The 17,527-nt window shown below is 74.8% G+C and carries 20 protein-coding genes; 13 read left to right on the forward strand and 7 right to left on the reverse strand.

Annotation, left to right across the window (positions count from 1 at the left end; all coding sequences use genetic code 11):
* Positions 1-22: 22 nt before the first annotated feature.
* Genes ACR9ZK_RS14920 through ACR9ZK_RS14945 form a run of 6 tightly spaced genes read left to right on the forward strand, consistent with a single transcriptional unit; the run spans position 23 to position 6,043 of the window.
* The gene (locus ACR9ZK_RS14920; protein WP_481342729.1) at positions 23-874 is read left to right on the forward strand and encodes a vWA domain-containing protein; all 852 of its coding nucleotides are present in this window, start codon (positions 23-25) and stop codon (positions 872-874) included.
* The gene (cobO, locus tag ACR9ZK_RS14925; protein WP_481342730.1) at positions 874-1,485 is read left to right on the forward strand and encodes a cob(I)yrinic acid a,c-diamide adenosyltransferase; all 612 of its coding nucleotides are present in this window, start codon (positions 874-876) and stop codon (positions 1,483-1,485) included. Before ACR9ZK_RS14920 ends, cobO begins: the two co-directional genes overlap by 1 nt.
* Positions 1,482-3,002 carry a cobyrinic acid a,c-diamide synthase CobB gene (locus ACR9ZK_RS14930; protein WP_481342731.1) on the forward strand — a complete coding sequence of 507 codons (1,521 nt, stop codon included), beginning with the start codon at positions 1,482-1,484 and terminating at the stop codon, positions 3,000-3,002. Before cobO ends, ACR9ZK_RS14930 begins: the two co-directional genes overlap by 4 nt.
* Positions 2,999-4,066, forward strand: a complete 1,068-nt coding sequence (gene cobC / locus ACR9ZK_RS14935; protein WP_481342732.1) for an Rv2231c family histidinol phosphate aminotransferase CobC — start codon at positions 2,999-3,001, stop codon at positions 4,064-4,066. Before ACR9ZK_RS14930 ends, cobC begins: the two co-directional genes overlap by 4 nt.
* The gene (gene cobA, locus ACR9ZK_RS14940; protein WP_481342733.1) at positions 4,056-5,063 is read left to right on the forward strand and encodes a uroporphyrinogen-III C-methyltransferase; all 1,008 of its coding nucleotides are present in this window, start codon (positions 4,056-4,058) and stop codon (positions 5,061-5,063) included. The genes cobC and cobA overlap by 11 nt, the downstream gene beginning before the upstream one ends.
* Before the next feature lie 8 nt (positions 5,064-5,071).
* Positions 5,072-6,043 (forward strand): cobalamin biosynthesis protein, encoded by a 972-nt coding sequence (locus tag ACR9ZK_RS14945; protein WP_481342734.1) that lies wholly within the window; start codon positions 5,072-5,074, stop codon positions 6,041-6,043.
* Here the strand turns inward: ACR9ZK_RS14945 and ACR9ZK_RS14950 are convergent.
* Genes ACR9ZK_RS14950 through ACR9ZK_RS14965 form a run of 4 tightly spaced genes read right to left on the reverse strand, consistent with a single transcriptional unit; the run spans position 6,025 to position 9,642 of the window.
* Entirely contained in the window at positions 6,025-7,809 is a 1,785-nt protein-coding gene (locus ACR9ZK_RS14950; protein WP_481342735.1) for a SulP family inorganic anion transporter, read from the reverse strand. The two genes, ACR9ZK_RS14945 and ACR9ZK_RS14950, sit on opposite strands and share 19 nt — an antisense overlap.
* Positions 7,806-8,591, reverse strand: a complete 786-nt coding sequence (locus ACR9ZK_RS14955) for a cobalt-precorrin-6A reductase (protein WP_481342737.1) — start codon at positions 8,589-8,591, stop codon at positions 7,806-7,808. Before ACR9ZK_RS14955 ends, ACR9ZK_RS14950 begins: the two co-directional genes overlap by 4 nt.
* On the reverse strand, positions 8,591-9,511 hold the full coding sequence (locus ACR9ZK_RS14960; RefSeq protein WP_481342738.1) for a MerR family transcriptional regulator: 921 nt from the start codon (positions 9,509-9,511) through the stop codon (positions 8,591-8,593). The genes ACR9ZK_RS14955 and ACR9ZK_RS14960 overlap by 1 nt, the downstream gene beginning before the upstream one ends.
* An 8-nt stretch (positions 9,512-9,519) precedes the next feature.
* A complete protein-coding gene (locus ACR9ZK_RS14965; RefSeq protein WP_481342739.1) occupies positions 9,520-9,642 on the reverse strand; it encodes a hypothetical protein in 123 nt (40 codons plus the stop codon).
* A gap of 278 nt (positions 9,643-9,920) precedes the next feature.
* Here ACR9ZK_RS14965 and ACR9ZK_RS14970 point away from each other — a divergent pair, with 278 nt between their 5' ends.
* Together ACR9ZK_RS14970 and ACR9ZK_RS14975 are read left to right on the forward strand one after the other, a co-directional pair.
* Complete coding sequence (locus ACR9ZK_RS14970; RefSeq protein WP_481342740.1) at positions 9,921-10,640, forward strand: CPBP family intramembrane glutamic endopeptidase; 720 nt, start codon at positions 9,921-9,923, stop codon at positions 10,638-10,640.
* Positions 10,641-10,644: 4 nt separating this feature from the next.
* Positions 10,645-12,042, forward strand: a complete 1,398-nt coding sequence (locus ACR9ZK_RS14975; RefSeq protein WP_481342741.1) for a tryptophan-rich sensory protein — start codon at positions 10,645-10,647, stop codon at positions 12,040-12,042.
* 104 nt (positions 12,043-12,146) lie between these two features.
* On the opposite strand, the gene ACR9ZK_RS14980 is transcribed toward ACR9ZK_RS14975, so the two are convergent.
* A complete protein-coding gene (locus ACR9ZK_RS14980) occupies positions 12,147-12,305 on the reverse strand; it encodes a hypothetical protein (RefSeq protein WP_481342742.1) in 159 nt (52 codons plus the stop codon).
* A 94-nt stretch (positions 12,306-12,399) separates the two neighbouring features.
* Between ACR9ZK_RS14980 and ACR9ZK_RS14985 the strand changes: the two genes are divergently transcribed.
* The gene (locus ACR9ZK_RS14985; RefSeq protein WP_481342743.1) at positions 12,400-13,368 is read left to right on the forward strand and encodes a GlxA family transcriptional regulator; all 969 of its coding nucleotides are present in this window, start codon (positions 12,400-12,402) and stop codon (positions 13,366-13,368) included.
* Between the two features lie 23 nt (positions 13,369-13,391).
* Here ACR9ZK_RS14985 and ACR9ZK_RS14990 read toward each other — a convergent pair whose 3' ends face one another.
* Positions 13,392-14,357, reverse strand: a complete 966-nt coding sequence (locus ACR9ZK_RS14990; protein WP_481342744.1) for a DMT family transporter — start codon at positions 14,355-14,357, stop codon at positions 13,392-13,394.
* A gap of 295 nt (positions 14,358-14,652) precedes the next feature.
* Here ACR9ZK_RS14990 and ACR9ZK_RS14995 point away from each other — a divergent pair, with 295 nt between their 5' ends.
* Both ACR9ZK_RS14995 and ACR9ZK_RS15000 read left to right on the forward strand, forming a co-directional pair.
* The gene (locus tag ACR9ZK_RS14995; protein ID WP_481342745.1) at positions 14,653-15,150 is read left to right on the forward strand and encodes a cysteine dioxygenase; all 498 of its coding nucleotides are present in this window, start codon (positions 14,653-14,655) and stop codon (positions 15,148-15,150) included.
* The gene (locus tag ACR9ZK_RS15000) at positions 15,147-15,542 is read left to right on the forward strand and encodes a rhodanese-like domain-containing protein (RefSeq protein ID WP_481342746.1); all 396 of its coding nucleotides are present in this window, start codon (positions 15,147-15,149) and stop codon (positions 15,540-15,542) included. Before ACR9ZK_RS14995 ends, ACR9ZK_RS15000 begins: the two co-directional genes overlap by 4 nt.
* On the opposite strand, the gene ACR9ZK_RS15005 is transcribed toward ACR9ZK_RS15000, so the two are convergent.
* Positions 15,472-16,386, reverse strand: a complete 915-nt coding sequence (locus ACR9ZK_RS15005) for a LysR family transcriptional regulator ArgP (RefSeq protein ID WP_481342747.1) — start codon at positions 16,384-16,386, stop codon at positions 15,472-15,474. The two genes, ACR9ZK_RS15000 and ACR9ZK_RS15005, sit on opposite strands and share 71 nt — an antisense overlap.
* A 70-nt stretch (positions 16,387-16,456) precedes the next feature.
* Between ACR9ZK_RS15005 and ACR9ZK_RS15010 the strand changes: the two genes are divergently transcribed.
* Positions 16,457-17,062: a LysE/ArgO family amino acid transporter gene (locus ACR9ZK_RS15010; protein ID WP_481342748.1), complete on the forward strand. Its 606-nt coding sequence runs from the start codon at positions 16,457-16,459 to the stop codon at positions 17,060-17,062.
* A gap of 155 nt (positions 17,063-17,217) precedes the next feature.
* Positions 17,218-17,379, forward strand: coding sequence for a hypothetical protein (locus ACR9ZK_RS15015; protein ID WP_481342749.1), 162 nt, complete (start codon positions 17,218-17,220; stop codon positions 17,377-17,379).
* Positions 17,380-17,527: the final 148 nt, after the last annotated feature.

Consider the following 17,527-nt stretch of genomic DNA (forward strand, 5'->3'; position numbering starts at 1 on the left):
TCCGTCGTCGGCAGCGTCAGATGTGTATAAGAGACAGTCGTCGGGGACCGACGAGACGCCGCGTGCCCGGCTGCTGACGGCGCGCGGCCTCGGGCACGGCGCCGCTGGCCGGCGGTCCGCGGCCGTCACGACGACGGGTCGACGCGTCCGTGAGACGACCGCCCCCGTCGGCCCGCTGCACCTGCCCGCGACGGTCCGGGCGGCCGCCGCCGCCCGCACGCCGAAGGACGACGGGAGCCCCGGCGAACGGCCCCGGCGGCTGCGCGTCAGCCCGTCCCACCTGCGTCGTGCCGTGCTCCAGGGCCGCGAGTCCAACCTCGTGCTCCTGTGCGTCGACGCGTCCGGCTCGATGGCCGCCCGGCGTCGGCTCGAGGCCGTGACCTCGGCCGTGCTGTCGCTGCTGCTCGACGCCTACCAGCGGCGCGACAAGGTCGGTCTCGTCACCTTCCGGGACCGGGCCGCCGAGCTCGTCCTGCCGCCCACCGGGTCGGTCGACGTCGCCGCCGCGCGCCTTCGCGACCTGCCCTTCGGCGGCCGGACACCCCTCGCCGAGGGCCTGCTCGCCGCCTACGAGACCCTCCGCGTCGAACGCCTGCGCGACCCGAGCCGGCGCCCGCTGCTCGTCGTCGTCACCGACGGACGCGCGACGGCCGGGCCCGACGCGGTCGCGCGCGCGAGCCGGGTGGCCCGCCAGCTGCACCACGAGGGCGTCGAGGCCGTCGTCGTCGACTGCGAGACGGGGCGGATGCGGCTCGGCCTCGCCGCCCGGCTCGCCACCGACCTCGGGGCCCAGCACCTTCCCGTCGGCGACGTCGCCGCGCAGACCATCGTGGACGCCGCTCGCACCACCACCCAGCCGAGGAGGGCCGCCTGATGCGCGGACAGCCCACGACCGTTCCCGACGACGGCCTGACGACGCGCCAGCGCCGCAACCGGCCGCTCGTCGTCGTCCACACCGGTGACGGCAAGGGCAAGTCGACCGCCGCCTTCGGCCTGGCGCTGCGCGGCTGGAACCAGGGCTGGTCGGTCGGGGTGTTCCAGTTCGTCAAGAGCGCCAAGTGGCGCATCGGCGAGCAGACCGCCGTGGAGACGCTCGGGCAGCTGCACCGCGACGCGGGGGTCGGCGGCCCGATGGAGTGGCACAAGATGGGCAGCGGGTGGTCATGGAGCCGCAAGGAGGGCACCGACGACGACCATGCCGCCGCGGCCCGCGAGGGCTGGGAGGAGGTCAAGCGCCGGCTCGCGGCCCAGACCCACGGGCTCTACGTCCTCGACGAGTTCACCTACCCGATGACCTGGGGCTGGGTCGACGTCGAGGACGTCGTGCGCACCCTGGCCGACCGGCCCGGGCACCAGCACGTCGTCATCACCGGGCGACGCTGCCCCGAGCCGCTCATCGAGCTCGCCGACCTCGTCACCGAGATGACCAAGGTCAAGCACCCGTTCGACGAGGGCCAGAAGGGCCAGAGAGGCATCGAGTGGTGAGCGGCCTCGACTCGGCCCTCGACGTCGCGTTCGGCCGGATGCGCTCCGCCGACGACGCCGTGGCCGCGACGCGGCTGCCGCGGCTCGTCGTCGCGGCGCCCGGGTCCGGCCACGGCAAGACGACCGTCGCCACGGGCCTCATGGCTGCCGTGCGCGGCCGGCGTCTCGAGGTCGCCGGGTTCAAGGTGGGGCCCGACTACATCGACCCGGGCTACCACGAGGTCGCCACCGGTCGCCCCGGCCGCAACCTCGACCCGTTCCTCTGCGGCGAGCACCGCGTCGAGCCGCTGCTGCTGCACGGTGCCCGGGGTGCCGACGTCGCTGTCGTCGAGGGCGTCATGGGCCTGTTCGACGGCCGGCTCGGCACCGAGGGGTTCGCCTCGACGGCGCACGTCGCGGCCCTGACGCACTCGCCCGTCGTGCTCGTCGTCGACGTGTCCAACACGACGCGCACGGCCGCCGCGGTCGTGCACGGCCTCGCCACCTTCGACCCCCGCATCCGGGTGGCCGGCGTCGTCCTCAACAAGGCGGCGTCGGGCCGGCACCTGCGCGAGGTGTGGTCGGCCGTCGAGACCTCGGGGGTCACCGTCCTCGGCGTGCTGCCCCGCGACGCCGGGGTCGAGGCGCCCTCGCGCCACCTCGGTCTCGTGCCCGCCCCCGAGCGCGACGAGGCGGACGCATCGGTCGAGCGGCTCGCCGAGCGCGTGGCGGCGCACGTCGACCTCGACGCGGTCCTGTCCATCGCCGGGTCGGCGCCGGACCTGTCGGGGACACCGTGGGATCCGACCGCGGAGATCGCCTCGGCCTCGGGCGAACTCGTCGACCGCCGCCCGTCGGAGGGCGGCCCCCGCCCGGTCGTCGCGGTGGCGGGCGGACGGGCCTTCACCTTCCGCTACGCCGAGACCGAGGAGCTGATGCGCGCGGCCGGGCTCGACCCGGTCGTCGTGGACCCGACCCGCGACGCGTCGCTCCCACCCGGCACGGCCGGGCTGCACCTCGGCGGCGGCTTCCCCGAGGTGCATGCTCAGGCCCTGGCCGCCAACTCGTCGCTGCTCGGTGAGGTGCGCGAGGCCGTCCGCGCGGGACTGCCCACCGTCGCCGAGTGCGCCGGCCTGCTCTACCTCTGCGAGAGCCTCGACGGCGAACGGATGGCCGGGGTCCTGCCCGCCGTCGCGGCCATGGGGCCCCGGCTGACGATGGGCTACCGGTCCGCGGTGGCGTCGACGGCATCCGTCGCCGCCGAGCCCGGACGGCGCGTCACGGGCCACGAGTTCCACCGCACCACCGTGTCCGTCGAGGGGCCCACCGGCGACGCTGCCTGGCTCGTGGACGGCCAGCCCGAGGGGTTCGCCCTGGACCCGGCCGGCACCGGCCGGGCGACGCTGCACGCGTCGTACCTGCACACGCACTGGGCCGGGCACCCTTCTCTGGCGGCGCAGTTCGCCTCGTCCGTGCACGAGTACGCGACGCGGCGGACGCCGGCACCGGCGTCGTCATCGGCGAGGAGCCGGACGTGAGCGTCGACCTGCACCACCACGGCGACCGCGACGTCGCTCCCGGCCTCGTCGACCTGGCCGTCAACGTGCGCCTACCTGCGCCACCGCCCTGGCTCGCCGACGTCGTGGCGCGGTCGCTCGCGGACCTCGGCCGGTACCCGGACGCGACCGCGGCGACCGAGGCCCTGGCCGCACGGCACGGCGCGCCGACCGAGGCGGTGCTGCCGACGGCCGGGGGCGCCGAGGCGTTCACCCTCGTCGCCCGGGCCCTCGGCGCGCGCCGCCCGTCGGTGGTCCACCCGCAGTTCACCGAGCCCGAAGCGGCGTTGCGGGCGGCCGGACGGGACGTGCACCGGCATGTGCTCACCGCCGACGACGGATTCCGGCTCGACCCGGCGGCCTACCGTCCCGATGGTCCGGGAGCCGACGCCGACCTCGTCGTCATCGGCAACCCGACCAACCCCACCGGCGTGCTGCACCCGCGCGACGACGTCCTCGCGCTGCGCGCGCCCGGCCGGGTCCTCGTCGTCGACGAGGCCTTCATGGACGCGGTGCCGGGCGAGAACGCCTCCGTGCTCGCTGAGGGACCGCACGACGGCGTCCTGGAGGGCGTGCTCGTGCTGCGCTCGCTGACGAAGACGTGGGGCCTGGCCGGCCTGCGGGCCGGCTACGTCGTCGGCGACCCCGCGCTCGTCGACCGCCTCCGCGCCGTGCAACCGCCGTGGTCGGTCTCGACCCCGGCCCTCGCCGCCACCGTCGCCTGCGCGTCGGAACGGGCCGCGTCCGAGGCCCAGGCCGCCGCCCTCGCCTTCGGCCGTGACCGCGCCGTGCTGCTCGCCGAGCTGGGCTCGGCGGGCTTCGCCGTCGCCGGGAGCCCGGCGACCCCGTTCGTCCTCGTCGACACGTCGCCGCTCGGGCCGGGTTCGGTCCGAGCGGCCCTCGCGGCACGCGGCTTCGCGGTGCGTCGCGGCGAGACCTTCCCGGGGCTGGGCCCGGCGTGGATCCGCGTCGCCGTCCGCGACGCCGCGACCTCGCGCGCGTTCGTGGCGGCCCTGACCGACCTGAGGAGCCGTCATGTCGCCTGAGTCGATGTTCCGCGGCCGCCGGGTGCTCCTCGAGGGCGTCGAGCGCACCACCGCCGCGACCGTGTCGGCCCTGCTGCGCGAGGGAGCCGGCGTGACGGTCGCCGCAGCGGCGGAGGCGCTCGGCGCGACGCTGCGCGACCTCGTCGAGCGCGGCCTCGTCTCCCACGACCCCTCCGCCGACCCGGACTCCTTCGACGTCGTCGTCCGTGCCCGCGCGACCCCCGCCCACGGCCACACCGACGCCGTCAGCGGGGTCCGGCCCGTCGGCACCGTCACCCTCGTCGGAGGTGGACTCGGAGACCCCGGGCTGCTCACCGTCGCCGGCCTCGAGGCCGTGCGCTCGGCGGACGTCGTCGTCCACGACCGGCTCGCGCCCCTGGACGCCCTGCGCCACGCGCGGCCGGACGCCGTGCTCGTCGACGTCGGCAAGATCCCCCGTGGCGCCTTCACCCCGCAGGAGCGGATCAACGACGTCATCGTCGAGCACGCGCTGGACGGCCGGGACGTGGTGCGGCTCAAGGGTGGTGACAACTTCGTCTTCGGCCGGGGTGGCGAGGAGGCCGAGGCCTGCGCGGCGGCCGGCGTGCCGGTGCGCGTCGTGCCCGGTGTGTCCTCGAGCATCGCCGCCCCCGCCCTCGCCGGCATCCCCGTGACCCACCGGACGCTCGTCCAGGGGTTCACCGTCGTCAGCGGCCACGTGGCTCCGGGCGACCCGCGCAGCACCCTCGACTGGGGCGCGATCGCCCGCAGCAACACGACGATCGTCGTCCTCATGGGTGTTGCGACGCTCGGCGCGATCGCGGAGGCGTTGGTCCGCGAGGGCCTGCCCGCCGACACGCCGGCGGCCGTCGTGGCCGACGCCGGACTGCCGAGCATGCGCTCGGTGCGGGCGCCGCTCACCGCGATCGACACGGCGGTGCGGGAGGCCGGGATCGGCGCCCCTGCCGTCGCCGTCATCGGGGCCGTCGCCGCACTCGACGTGCTCGCGCCGCAGTGAGACGGTCGGTGGCGCGGGCCCTCGGGCTCGCCCTCGGATGGCTCGCGGACCAGGCGCTCGGTGACCCGCAGCGCTGGCATCCGGTGGCAGGGTTCGGCTCTGCCGCAACCGCGCTCGAGGCGCGCACGTACGCACCCCGACGCCGCAACGGGGTCGCCCACGTCGGGGTGCTCGTCGGTGCGACGGTGACCCTGGGCGCCGCGCTCGAACGGGTGGGCCGGCGACACCCGCTCGCGCACACCCTCGCCACGGCGGCAGCGACCTGGGCGGTCCTGGGTGGGCGCTCGCTCGTCCGCGAGGCCACGACGATCGAGCGACAGCTGACCGCCGGCGACCTGGCCGGCGCCCGGGTCCAGGTGCGCAACCTCGTCGGACGCGACGCGTCGGCCCTCGACCCCGACGGCGTGGCCCGCGCGTGCGTGGAGTCGCTGGCCGAGAACACGTCGGACTCGGTCGTGGCGCCGCTGCTCTGGGGCGGCCTCCTCGGCGTCCCGGGCCTGCTCGGCTACCGGGCCGTCAACACGCTCGATGCGATGGTCGGGCACCGCACACCGCGGTACCTCCAGTTCGGTTGGGGCGCAGCCAGGCTCGACGACGTCGTCAACTGGGTGCCGGCACGCGTGGCCGGCGCGCTGACGCTGGCGGCCGCCCCGACTCGCCCCCGAGCGTCAGCCGGGTGGGCAGCGGTGCGGCGCGACGCACCGGCGCATCCGAGCCCCAACGGGGGCGTCGTCGAGGCGGCGTTCGCGGGCGTCCTCGGGGTGCGGCTCGGCGGGTCCAACAGCTACGGCGGACGCGTCGAGGACCGGGGCACGCTCGGCACGGGCCCGGCCGCGTCCGTGGGCGACATCGCCCCGGCGGTGCGGCTCGCCCGATGCGTCTCGGCCGGCTCGCTCGCCGTGGCCGCCCTCGTCGCCGTCGTCCTCGGGGGCGCCGGCCCCGCACCCACCGCACGACGCTGTCAGCCCGGCTCGGGCTGAGGCGGGACCGGCGGGATCCGCAGCCCCGGCGGCGGGGCGCCGTGCTCGGCGGTGTAGGCCGCGACGTAGGCGGCCACGGCCGTGGGCAGCGTCGGGTAGACGGCATCCCCGCCGATGCGGTCGACGAACCCGGCTGCGACGAGCGAGGCACGGAGGTCCTCCTTGACTCGGGCCATGGCGAACCGCACTCCCTTGTCCTGCAACCGCTCCCGCAGCAGGTCCAGAGCGTCGACTGCGGTCAGGTCGATCTCGGTGTTGGCCTCGGCGTTGAGGAGGAACCACTCCACCCGCCCCCGCGCCTGCGCCTCGTCGACGACCGCGAGGGCCCGGCGCACGAAGTCGTCGGCGTTGGCGAAGAACAGGGGTGAGTCGTAGCGGTAGACGACGAGCCCCGGCACCTGGACGGCGTCGGGGTGGTCGTCGATGTCGTGCATGCCGGCGTAGTCCGGCACGTAGCCGAGGACGCCGTCGTGCGGGTGGACGATGCGGCGGAGCAGGTCGAGGACCGACAGCGCGACCGCGGCCCCGATACCGGGCAGCACGCCGAAGAGCAGCACCGCCGCCGTCGTCGACAGGGCGAGGACGAGCTCGCTGCGACGGAAGCCGGCGAGGCGCCGCAGCTCGGAGACGTCGACGAGGCGGATGGCCGCGAAGACGACCACGCCGCCCAGCGCCGCGAGGGGGAAGGCGCCGATGACGGGGCCGAGGAACAGCAGGGTCCCGACGACGATGACGAGCGAGACGAGCGAGTGCAGCTGGGTGCGGGCACCCATGGCGTCGGCGATGACGGTGCGGCTGCCGCTCGAGCTGACCGGGAACCCGTGCAGCAGCCCTGCCGCGAGGTTGGCACCCCCGAGCGCGAGGAACTCCTGGTTGCTGTCGACCGACTCACGGTGCCGAGCCCCGAACGCCCGCCCGGTGAGGACGTTGTCGGAGTAGGCGACGACGGCGACCCCCAGGGCGGCCGGCAGCAGCGTCCACACGTCGACCTCGCCCACGCGGGGCAGCCGCACGCCCGGCAGGCCCTCGGGTACCGGACCGACCACCTGGATGCCGAACCGGTCGCGCAGCCCGAGCGAGAGCACGAGCACGGTCGCCGCGAGCATGGCGATGAGCGGCCCCGGCCACTGCGGGCGCAGCCGGCGGAAGGCGAGGAGCGCGGCGAGGACGCCGCCGGCGAGCAGCAGCGTCGGCACGTGGACGTCGGCGAGGTGCGTCGCCACGTAGCCCAGCTCCTGGGTGAACGACGCGCCGACGACGTGCAGGCCGGTCACCTTGCCGACCTGGCTGACGACCATGAGCGCCGCGATGCCGGCCATGTATCCGACGAGCACCGGCTTCGAGAGGAGCTCGGACAGGAACCCCAGCCGCACCAGCCGGCCGACGAGGCACAGGACGCCGACGGCGACGGCCAGCAGCGCGGCTGCCTCCTCGCGCGCCGCCATGCCGCCGGCCGCGGTGACGAGGCCCCCGATGCCGGCGGCGGTCATGAGAGCCGTCGTCGACTCGGGTCCGACGGACAGCTGCCGCGACGAGCCGAGCACGGCGTAGACGAGCAGCCCCGGCCCGACGGCCCACAGCCCCGTCACGGCCGGGAGCCCCGCGACCTCCGCGTACGCCAGCACCTGGGGCACGAGGTAGGCGGCGACGGTGATGCCGCCGAGCACGTCGCCGCGCAGCCAGTGCCGCTCGTACCGGCGCAGCACGGCGAGGCCGGGGAGCAGCTGCTCCCACGTGGCCCGCTCCTGCCGGTGGCCCGCCGTCACGCGTCCGAACGTACCGGCGCGGTGCTCCCCTCGCGGTTGCGTGGGACCGACACGCCCGCCACCCAGCGCAGCGCGGCCTCGACGTCGTCGACGACGACGACCCCGTCGGGGACGCGGGGGCGACGGACGACGACGACGGGGACGTGCAGTGAGGCCGCCGCGTCGAGCTTGGCCTCGGTGAGCGGACCGCCCGAGTCCTTGGTGAGCAGGACGTCGACGCGACGCGACGTCATGAGCCGGCTCTCGGCCTCGACGGTGAACGGCCCGCGTGCGAGGAGGACCTCCCACGTCGCCGGCACCTGCCACTCCGGCGGGTCGACGACCCGGGCGAGGACCGGGCGGTCGTCCCAGCGCGCGAACACGTCGAGCTGCTGGCGCCCCGTCGTGACGAACGGACGTGTACCGAGCGACTCGGCGGCGTCCCGGGCGGCAGCGACGGTGTCGACCCACGTGTACGCGTCGGCGCCGGGCCGCGCCGCCCATCCGGTGCGCTGCAGCCGCAGGAGGGGGACGCCGGTCGCGCGGCACGCCGACGTGGCGTTGTCGCTGATGCCGGCGGCGAAGGGGTGCGTCGCGTCGACGACGGCGTCGAACCCGTGGGCCCCGAGGTAGGCCACGAGCCCGGCGACGCCACCGAACCCTCCGGTGCGCACCGGGCCGACGGGGAGCGCGGGTCGGCTCACCCGCCCGGCGAGGCTCGACTCGACGTCGACGCCCTCGGCCACGAGCGCGGCCGCGAGGGCGCGGGCCTCACCCGTGCCCCCGAGGAGCAGGACGCGCATCAGGCGGAGATGCGCAGGCGCCGGCTCATCTCGCCGACGGCCATCGTGATCGAGTGGCCGAGGTGCACGACGCCGTCCTCGACGGCCCCCTGCTCGCTGCCGCCCAGGCCGATGACGACCTCGGGATGCCGGGCGTGGATGGCGTCGACGATGGTCCGCGCGGCACCGATGTCGTCGGCGCGGGGGACGGCCATGACGACCCCGGCCGCGTGGCGCAGCTCGACGGCGCGGACCCACTCCTCGACCGGGAGGTCCGCGCCGACATAGGCGGTGGCGAACCCGGCTCGGCGGGCGGCGACGGCGAACGCCAGCAGCCCGAGCTCGTGCCGGGCCCCGGTCGGCAGCCCGATGAGCAGCCCCGGGCCGTCGACGCGTCCGGACGCAGCCTCGTACGCGGCGGCGAGCCGACGCTGCACGGCGTAGGAGACGAGGTGCTCGCCGGCGACGGTGAGCCGTCCCTGCGCCCAGGCCTCGCCGACGAGGCGCAGGGTCGGCATGAGCCAGTCGTCGATGACGTGCTCGAAGGTGCCGAGCGCGAAGCGGGCGTCGAGGACGGCCGTCGCGGACGCGGCGTCGAGGCGCTCGGCGGCGCGGAGGAAGGCGTCGGCGTCCTCGGACTGCAGGTGGCCGCCGCGCCACCCGGCGGCCCGGATCGGGGACACCCGCGCCGTGCGGCCGCTGCGGTCACCCGGTTCGGGCGGCGCGAGGCGCCGGAGCGTCTCGGCGGCGGCCTCCCGTGCGGACCAGCCGTCGGTGACGAGGGAGTTCATGATGGCGAGGGCGCGGACGTCGTCGGGACCGTAGAGCCGGTACCCGCCGTCGGAACGCTTCGGCGAGACGACGCCGTAGCGACGCTCCCAGGCGCGCAGCGTCGCGACGCTGATCCCGGTCAGCTCGGCGGCTCGTTTGATGGTGTACACGGTCGGGCCTACTCCAGTCGCTCGAGGGCCGGGCGCGCGCCCTTCTGGGCGTGCTGCCGGTCGTCCCGAAGGTCCCGGGCGTACACCGCGTGGACCGGACGGCCCGCCGTCACCGTCCGTTCGATGTCCATGCCCGCTCCAACCTTTGACACACCTTCGACAGTCACCATACGGCGCGGACGAAGGATGGACAACGTCGTCAGGAAAACTCGGTCGACCGGGACGTACCCGCTCGCCCGTGGGTCCCGGCGGTGCAGCCGTCCGCGACGCGCCGGCAGGGGGTACGCCATCTGCGCCACTCACCCCGGGCACCCCGAGCCGATCGTCGACCACGACGAGCGCACGGACACGGTGCACCGGTACGAGCGGGCCGGCCGGTGACCCGGTGGACGAGCCGAGGAGACGACAGATGCGGGGCCCCGTCGCCGAGCTGCGTGCGTTCGTCGACGCGGCGCTGGTCCGGAAGGTCGACCGCGACCACCGGGACCCCGACGACGTCCTCCGTCGCCGCCAGGTCGTCGTCGTGGTGACGTTCCTCGTCGGCACCGGGGTGCTGGCCTGGGCGCTGCGGATCAGGCCCGGCGACCCACTCTTCTACGTCGCGACGCTGGGGCTCGCGGCCGTGTGGCTGCTCGGCGCACTGGCGTCCGGCCCCCTCCACGCCGGCATGGGCCGCACCCGACGGGGAGAGCGGGCTCGGCCCGTCGTGCAGTCCCTCGTCCTCGGCACGTTGCTGCTCGTCGTGTTCCTCGCCGGCGCGCTGGTCGTGGCGCGCGTCCCCGTGCTCCGCGAACCGGTCGACGAGCTGCTCGACCACGCCCGGTTCGGCGCGTTCGCAGCGGTGCTGGCCCTGACGTTCCTCAACGGCGTCGTCGAGGAGCTCTACTTCCGGGGCGCCCTCTACGCCGCCCTCCCCCGCCACCCGGTGACCCTGACGACCGGCCTCTACGCGGTGACCACGGTCGGCACCGGTGTCCCCCTCCTCGTCCTCGCCGCAGCGGTGCTCGGCCTCGTGACCGGCCTGCAGCGCCGTGTCACCGGCGGCTTCCTCGGTCCGGTCATCACGCACGTCGTGTGGTCGACCGGGATGCTCGTGCTCCTCCCACCCGCCCTCGAGCTGACCAGGTGATCCCATGACCTCCGTCCGAACCGCCCTCGTGACGGGTGCCTCCGGTTACATCGGCGGCCACCTCGTGCCCCGGCTGCTCGATGCCGGCTGGACCGTCCGCGTCCTCACCCGGCGCCGTTCGTCGGTCGCCGACAAGCCGTGGCGCTCTCGCGTCGAGGTGGCCGAGGGCGACGTCTCCTCGGCGAGCGACCTGCGGGCGGCGCTCGAGGGCGTCGAGGCCGCCTGGTACCTCGTGCACTCGATGGACGACCGTCCCGACTTCGAGCGGCGCGACCGCGCCGCCGCGACGACGTTCGCCGAGGCCGCCCGGCTCGCCGGCGTCCGACGCATCGTCTACCTGGGCGGCCTGCACCCCTCGGGCGAGCAGCTGTCCCCGCACCTGGCCTCACGCGTCGAGGTCGGGCGGATCCTGCTCGGCTCGGGCGTCCCGACGGCGGTGCTGCAGGCCGCTGTGGTCATCGGGGACGGGTCGGCGTCCTTCGACATGCTGCGCTACCTGACGACCCGCCTGCCGGCCATGGTCGCGCCGAGGTGGCTCGACAACCGCATCCAGCCGGTCGCGATCGACGACGTCGTGACGCTCCTCGCCGGCGCGGGTTCGCTTCCCCCGGAGGTCAACCGGACGTTCGACATCGGCGGACCGGACGTCCTGACCTACCGGGAGATGATCGCGCGGTTCGCCGCGGTCACCGGACGGCGTCGCCGTCTCGTCGCGACCGTTCCCGTGCTGACGCCTCGGCTCGCGAGCCACTGGGTCGGGCTCGTCACGCCGATCTCCGCGGGCCTGGCCAAGCCGCTCGTCGGCAGCCTCGTGCACGAGGTCGTGGCGAAGGAACGCGACATCGAGGGCTACGTCGACGTGCCGGGTGGACTCACCGGTTTCGACGACGCGGTGCGCACTGCGATGCGGACCGTGCCGCGCGACACCGCGCTGCGCAACGCCGTGGTCGCCGGGACGGCGGTGGCCGCGTGCGCCGTGGCCGGTTCGATGGGCACGCGGCCCGGCTCGCGCTGGTACCGGTCGCTGGTCAAGCCGGCGTGGCAGCCGCCCCCGGTCGCCTTCCCGCTCGTGTGGACGGTGCTCTACACCGATCTCGCGGCCACCGCCGCGTCGACGCTGACGACCCTCGACCGGGCCGGTGACACCGCGGGGCGGGCCGCCTACCTCCGCGCGTTCGGCACGAACCTCGCGCTGAACGCGGCGTGGAGCTGGGTGTTCTGGGGGGCGCGACGCCCGGACCTCGCCGCGGTGGAGAGCGCGGTGCTCTCGGCGAGCGGGCTCGACCTCGCGCGGCGGACCCTGCGCGTCAGCAGGCCCGGCGGTGCGGCGCTGCTGCCGTACGCGGCGTGGTGCGGGTTCGCGACGGTGCTGTCCGCGGCCGTCGCCCGACGCAACCGTTGACGGCGCGTCGCTGAAGGCCTATCAACCTGTCTAGGACTGGGCCTAGAGGCCCGGATATGACGCGATCGGCCGTCGGGTGCCGGTGGGGGCTGCTCGCAGCACCGTCAGCGACGGATCGCGTCGTGCAGGACGCGCGGGAGGTCGGCGTCGCGGTCGGCGTCGGCACCGAACGGCGCGTGCGGCAGGTGGAAGGTGCGGCGGTGGTGCGGCTCGAGGGCGGCGAGAACCAGGGCGATGAGGGCGATGAAGAAGATGATGTCCATGGCAGAAAGTCTGCGCGCGTCGGGATACCGCCACGAGTGGCAGAACAGTCGCCCTCCGATGATTTCCTGCCAATTCTCGTGGCAGACTGAGCGGATGCTGCGCACCATCGCCGTCGTCGTCCAGGAGCCGGTCGCGGCGTTCGAGCTCGGGGTGCTCTGCGAGGTCTTCGGCATCGACCGCACCGACGACGGCGTCCCGGCCTTCGACTTCCGGGTGTGCGCCTCGCGCCCCGGGCAGGTGCACCGCTCGACGAGCGGCATCGGCATCGTCCCGACCCACGACCTCGCCGCCGCCCGCGACGCGGACCTCGTCGCCGTCCCGGCCGGGACGGTCGAGGGACCGTTCGACGAGGGCGTCCTCGACGTCCTGCGCGACGCCGTCGCCCGCGGCGCCCACGTCCTGTCGGTGTGCTCCGGCGCCTTCTCCCTCGCGGCCGCAGGGGTCCTCGACGGGCGCGCGGCGACGACCCACTGGCGGTACGCCGCGCGCCTCGCGGAGGTCTGCCCGACGGCCCACGTCGACCTCGACGTGCTGTACGTCGAGGACGGCCCGGTCATCACGAGCGCCGGCACGGCCGCGGGCATCGACGCGTGCCTGCACCTCGTGCGCACCGAGCTCGGCTCGGAGGTGGCGACGCGCATCGCGCGCCGGATGGTCGTGCCGCCCCACCGGGACGGCGGCCAGCGGCAGTACGTCGAGACGCCGGTGCCGGAGCAGTCGTGCGACTCGCTGCAGGAGGTCCTCGACTGGGTCCTCGAGCACCTCGACGAGGACCACTCGGTGCCCTCACTGGCGCGTCGCGCGGCGATGTCGGAGCGGACCTTCGCGCGGCGGTTCGCGGCCGAGGTCGGCACGTCGCCGCACCGGTGGCTGACCACCCAGCGGGTGCTGCGCGCCCGGCACCTGCTCGAGTCGACCGACCTCGACGTCGAGCGGATCGCGCACGAGAGCGGGTTCGGCACGGCGGCGATCCTGCGCCACCACTTCCAGCGACAGATCGGCGTCCCGCCGCTCCGCTACCGCCGTGCGTTCACCCGCACGCCGCGCGCCGTCGCCGGCTGAGGCGTGCTCCGAGCAGGCCGGCTCTACTGCGTTCGGGCGGACGCCCGCCCGGGCTTGCGCCGCGTCAGGAGCACGCCCGCGATGCAGAGCGCACCGCCGAGGAAGGTCAGCGCGGGCGGCACCTCGTCGAGCAGCACCCAGGCGATGAGGGTGGCGATGAACGGCACGAGGAACGTCGTCAGGGTGACGGTCCCGGCGTTGCCGCGGGCCAGCACGTACGCCCACGTCGAGAACGCGATGGCGGTCGGGAAGACGCCGAGGTAGACGATCCACAGCAGCGACGACGCGTCGCTCGTCCGAACGACGTCGACGAGCTCACCGGTCCACGGCAGGCACGTGACGGCGCCGACGACGCACGCGATCCAGGTCACCTCGGGCCCGGGCAGCCGCCCGAGGAGCGGCTTCTGCGCGAGCACGCCGACGGCGTAGGTCACGGCGGCCAGCACCGCGAGCCACACCCCGACGAGGTCACCGGAGCCGCCGGAGGAGAACCCGCGCGCGATGACGACGACGCCCGCGAAGCCGACGGCCATCCCGATGAGCAGCCACCTGCTCATCGCCTCGCCGAGGAACACGCTGGCGAGGAGCGCGACGATGATCGGCCCGATCTGCACGACGAGGGCCGACGTGCCGGCGTCGATGCGCCGCTCGGCCTCGTTGAGTGCGAGGTTGTACACCCCGAACCACGCGACGCCGCACAGGAGCAGGAGCGGCCAGTCGCGGCGGGCCGGCCACGTGCGCGGCCGGCGGAACACGAGGGCCGCCAGCGCCACGGACGCCACGAGGAGCCGCCCGAGGGACAGCGCGCCCGGTGGGACGTCGTGCCCGAGGTGGCGGATCGCGACGAAGGCCGACGCCCAGAGCACGAGCGTCAGCGCCATGGCCCCGAGGACGAGCCAGCGGTCGGCCGGGCGCAGCGCGCTGGACCCGGACGGCACCACGTCCGGTGCGGGCTGGGCATCGGGGTCACGTCGGGCGTCGAGGGTCACCCGAGCAACCTAGGCGCCAGCACCGACATCGCGCCCTCTCTTTTCCGGCCGTCCGGCGCCAGTATGCCGCCACAATCCGGACAGCCCTTGCGGCTCGAGATGCATAAGTTACGGTTCTTGGTGTGGAAACGTGCAGTTATGTGAGCGCCGTTCGAGAGCGATGTCGCCGGGTGCGATGAGCGCCCCGAGGCCCGCCCGCCGGGCCTCCCTCCCGCGGTGCACCGCAGCGCAAAGCACCGCAGCGCAGTGCACCGCAGCACCGACTCCACCGCAGCCACGAAAGGCCTCCTTCGGCATGTCCCGCAACGCTCCCCGCACACCCGTCCAGCTCGCCGACACGGCTCGACGCCTCGGCCGCCAGCAGACCCTCTGGTCGCGGCTCGTCGACTTCGACCCGGTCACCCGCTACTACGCCCGCCTCCACGCGGACGAGGACCACGAGGCGTGGCTGCTGACCTGGCTGCCGGGCCAGGGCACGCCGTGGCACGACCACGGCGGCAGCTCGGGCTCGTTCGTCGTCCTGCAGGGCGTCCTCACCGAGGAGGTCGCCGGGTACCGCAGCGCCGTCGACCTCGACCCCGTGCGACGCGTCACCGCGCCCGGTGTCCGGCTCGACCCCGGGGACCAGCGCACCTTCGGTCGCCGCCACCTGCACCGGGTCACCAACCTCGGCCCCGACCCGGCCGTCAGCCTGCACGTCTACGCCCCCAGGCTCACGCTCATGACGAGCTACCGTGAGGTCGACGGCGCTCTCGTCGTCGAGGAGGAGCAGGCGGCAGGAGTGGACTGGTGAGCAGCATCGACGAGGTCCTGGCCCGAGCCCGCGCCCGGCTGCACCGGCTGACCCCCGAGGAGGCCGACGCCGCCGTCCGCGAGCGCGGCGCCGTCGTCGTGGACACCCGGCCCGAGGCCCAGCGTCGGGAAGAGGGCGAGCTGCCCGGGGCGCTGCTCGTCGAGCGCAACGTCCTGGAGTGGCGCTTCGACCCGGCCTCGGAGGCCGCACTGCCCATCGCGCGCCACGACCTCGAGGTGGTCGTGCTGTGCCAGGAGGGGTACTCCTCGAGCCTGGCGGCGGCGTCCCTGCAGGACCTCGGCATCCATCGCGCCACCGACGTCATCGGCGGGTTCGCGGCGTGGCGCGAGTGGCTCGCCCGTGCTGACGACCCCGCGTCGCCGCCCGCCTGACCACGTCGGTGAGCCGGTCGAGGTGGCCGGACCCGAGGCGCCAGCGCTGCCAGTAGAGCGGGACGTCGACGTGGTCGCGCCCGCCGATCCGCACCACCTCGCCGGCCGCCACGGCCGGTGCCAGCTGGGACTCCAGCAGCATGCCCCAGCCGAGACCGGAGCGCACCGCGGTGACGAAGCCGCCACCGTCGGGCACCTCGTGCGTCGGTGGTGCGGTCGTGACGCCGTGCCGATCGAGGACCCGCTGCTGGAGGTCGTCCTTGGCGTTGAAGCGCACCACGGGCATCGCGGCCCAGTCGACACCACGCCCGCGCGCGAACCGGTCGACGAGGACCGGCGTCGCGGCGGGCGCGTACCTCAGGGTCGTGAGAGGTTCGGTCGAACAGCCTTGCACCGGAGCGGGATCCGACGTGACGGCCGCGAGCACCTGACCGGCACGCAACAGGGACGCCGAGTGGTCCTGGTCCTCGACGCGCAGCCGCAGGACGACACCGTCCCACGTCGCGACCTCGCGCAGCACCGCACCGAACCAGGTCGCCATGGAGTCGGCGTTGACCGCGACGCTGAGGTCGACGACGCCCCCGGCCGCGGGGGCCAGGTCGCGGGTCACCTCGTCCTCCAGTAGCCGTTGCTGGCGCGCGAGGCGGACGAGCGACTCGCCGGCGGGCGTGGCACGGCACGGCGTGGCCCGGACGAGCACGACGTGACCGATCTCGTTCTCCAGCGCGCGGATCCGCTGGCTCACGGCCGACGGGGTCACGTGGAGATGGCGCGCGGCGGCCTCGAACGTTCCCGTCTCGATGATGGCGAGGAGGGCGGCCAGCTGGTCCGGGCGCAGGCGCATGAAGCAATGCTAATGATCCCGAAGGAAACGTCGCTTCACTGATGAGTGGCGACGACCTAGCGTCGTCGTCATGACCGCCAGCCTCGCCGGCTTCCTCACCATGGCCTCCCTCATCGTCGCCATCGGCGCCCAGAACGCCTTCGTCCTGCGCACCGGCCTGACGCGTCGGGACGTCGGTCTCGTCGTGACCGTCTGCGCGACCTCGGACGCCCTCCTCGTCGTCGCCGGTGTGCTCGGCGTCGGGCGCGTCGTCACCGACCACCCGGCGGTGCTGGCGTGGGCCCGCTGGCTCGGCGCGGCCTACCTCGTCGGGTTCGCGGTCCGGTCGCTGTGGAGCGCCCGGCACCCGGCCGCCCTGCGCGCCGGTGACGACGCGGCCACGGTCGGGCGGCGCGGGGGCGTCCTCGCCACGGTCCTCGCCCTGACCTGGCTCAACCCGCACGTCTACCTCGACACGGTCCTGCTCGTCGGGTCGCTGGCCAACCAGCAGGGTGCGGACGGACGCTGGTGCTTCGTCGTCGGCGCCATCGCCGCGAGCGCCGTGTGGTTCGCCGGCCTCGGCTACGGTTCACGGCTGCTCGCTCCCCTCTTCGCCCGGCCCGTGACGTGGCGGGTGCTCGACGTCGTCGTGGCGCTCGTCATGGTCGCCGTCGCCGTGCCGCTCGTGCTCGGCTGAGGCGGCCGCGGCACGGCCCGCACGCGTCTGAGGTAGCGGTCTGAGGTAGCGCGCCCACGCCGGATACGCAGGTCACCCGATGTGCCGCCCTACCTCAGCCGCCGACTCTGGATGAGTCAGCAGAACCCATCCGGAAGCAGCGAAGGACACCGATCATGAGCACGTCGATCAGCGACTACAGCATCGTCCGCGCGGCCGTCGAGGCCCGTTACGCCCCCACCGGGCACCGGCCCCGTCGCGTCTCCTCCCTCGAGATCATCCGCCGGACCCACAACCGCACCGACCGGGAGGTGCAGCGCCCCGAGCGCGCCCGGTGAGAGCGGTGACGTCAGTGCCCGCGGCGACGGCGGCGAGGCCCACCGGCTGTCTCTTATACACATCTCCGAGCCCACGAGACGGAGCTACATCTGGGGTGTGGGGGTGTGGTTGGGAGAGGGGGGGGGGGGGGGGGGGGGGGGGGGGGGG

Source organism: Monashia sp. HAY1-5C, assembly GCF_056755255.1.

What these genes read in the sequence shown, in the direction of transcription:
- ACR9ZK_RS15015 (WP_481342749.1), top strand. Translation starts at nt 17,218, where the DNA reads ATGAGCACGTCGATCAGCGACTACAGCATCGTCCGCGCGGCCGTCGAG.
- ACR9ZK_RS14965 (WP_481342739.1), bottom strand. Translation starts at nt 9,642, where the DNA reads ATGGACATCGAACGGACGGTGACGGCGGGCCGTCCGGTCCACGCGGTG.
- cobA (WP_481342733.1), top strand. Translation starts at nt 4,056, where the DNA reads ATGTCGCCTGAGTCGATGTTCCGCGGCCGCCGGGTGCTCCTCGAGGGC.
- ACR9ZK_RS14955 (WP_481342737.1), bottom strand. Translation starts at nt 8,591, where the DNA reads ATGCGCGTCCTGCTCCTCGGGGGCACGGGTGAGGCCCGCGCCCTCGCG.
- ACR9ZK_RS14980 (WP_481342742.1), bottom strand. Translation starts at nt 12,305, where the DNA reads ATGGACATCATCTTCTTCATCGCCCTCATCGCCCTGGTTCTCGCCGCC.
- cobO (WP_481342730.1), top strand. Translation starts at nt 874, where the DNA reads ATGCGCGGACAGCCCACGACCGTTCCCGACGACGGCCTGACGACGCGC.
- ACR9ZK_RS14975 (WP_481342741.1), top strand. Translation starts at nt 10,645, where the DNA reads ATGACCTCCGTCCGAACCGCCCTCGTGACGGGTGCCTCCGGTTACATC.
- ACR9ZK_RS15005 (WP_481342747.1), bottom strand. Translation starts at nt 16,386, where the DNA reads ATGCGCCTGCGCCCGGACCAGCTGGCCGCCCTCCTCGCCATCATCGAG.
- ACR9ZK_RS14970 (WP_481342740.1), top strand. Translation starts at nt 9,921, where the DNA reads ATGCGGGGCCCCGTCGCCGAGCTGCGTGCGTTCGTCGACGCGGCGCTG.
- ACR9ZK_RS14985 (WP_481342743.1), top strand. Translation starts at nt 12,400, where the DNA reads ATGCTGCGCACCATCGCCGTCGTCGTCCAGGAGCCGGTCGCGGCGTTC.
- ACR9ZK_RS15010 (WP_481342748.1), top strand. Translation starts at nt 16,457, where the DNA reads ATGACCGCCAGCCTCGCCGGCTTCCTCACCATGGCCTCCCTCATCGTC.
- ACR9ZK_RS14995 (WP_481342745.1), top strand. Translation starts at nt 14,653, where the DNA reads ATGTCCCGCAACGCTCCCCGCACACCCGTCCAGCTCGCCGACACGGCT.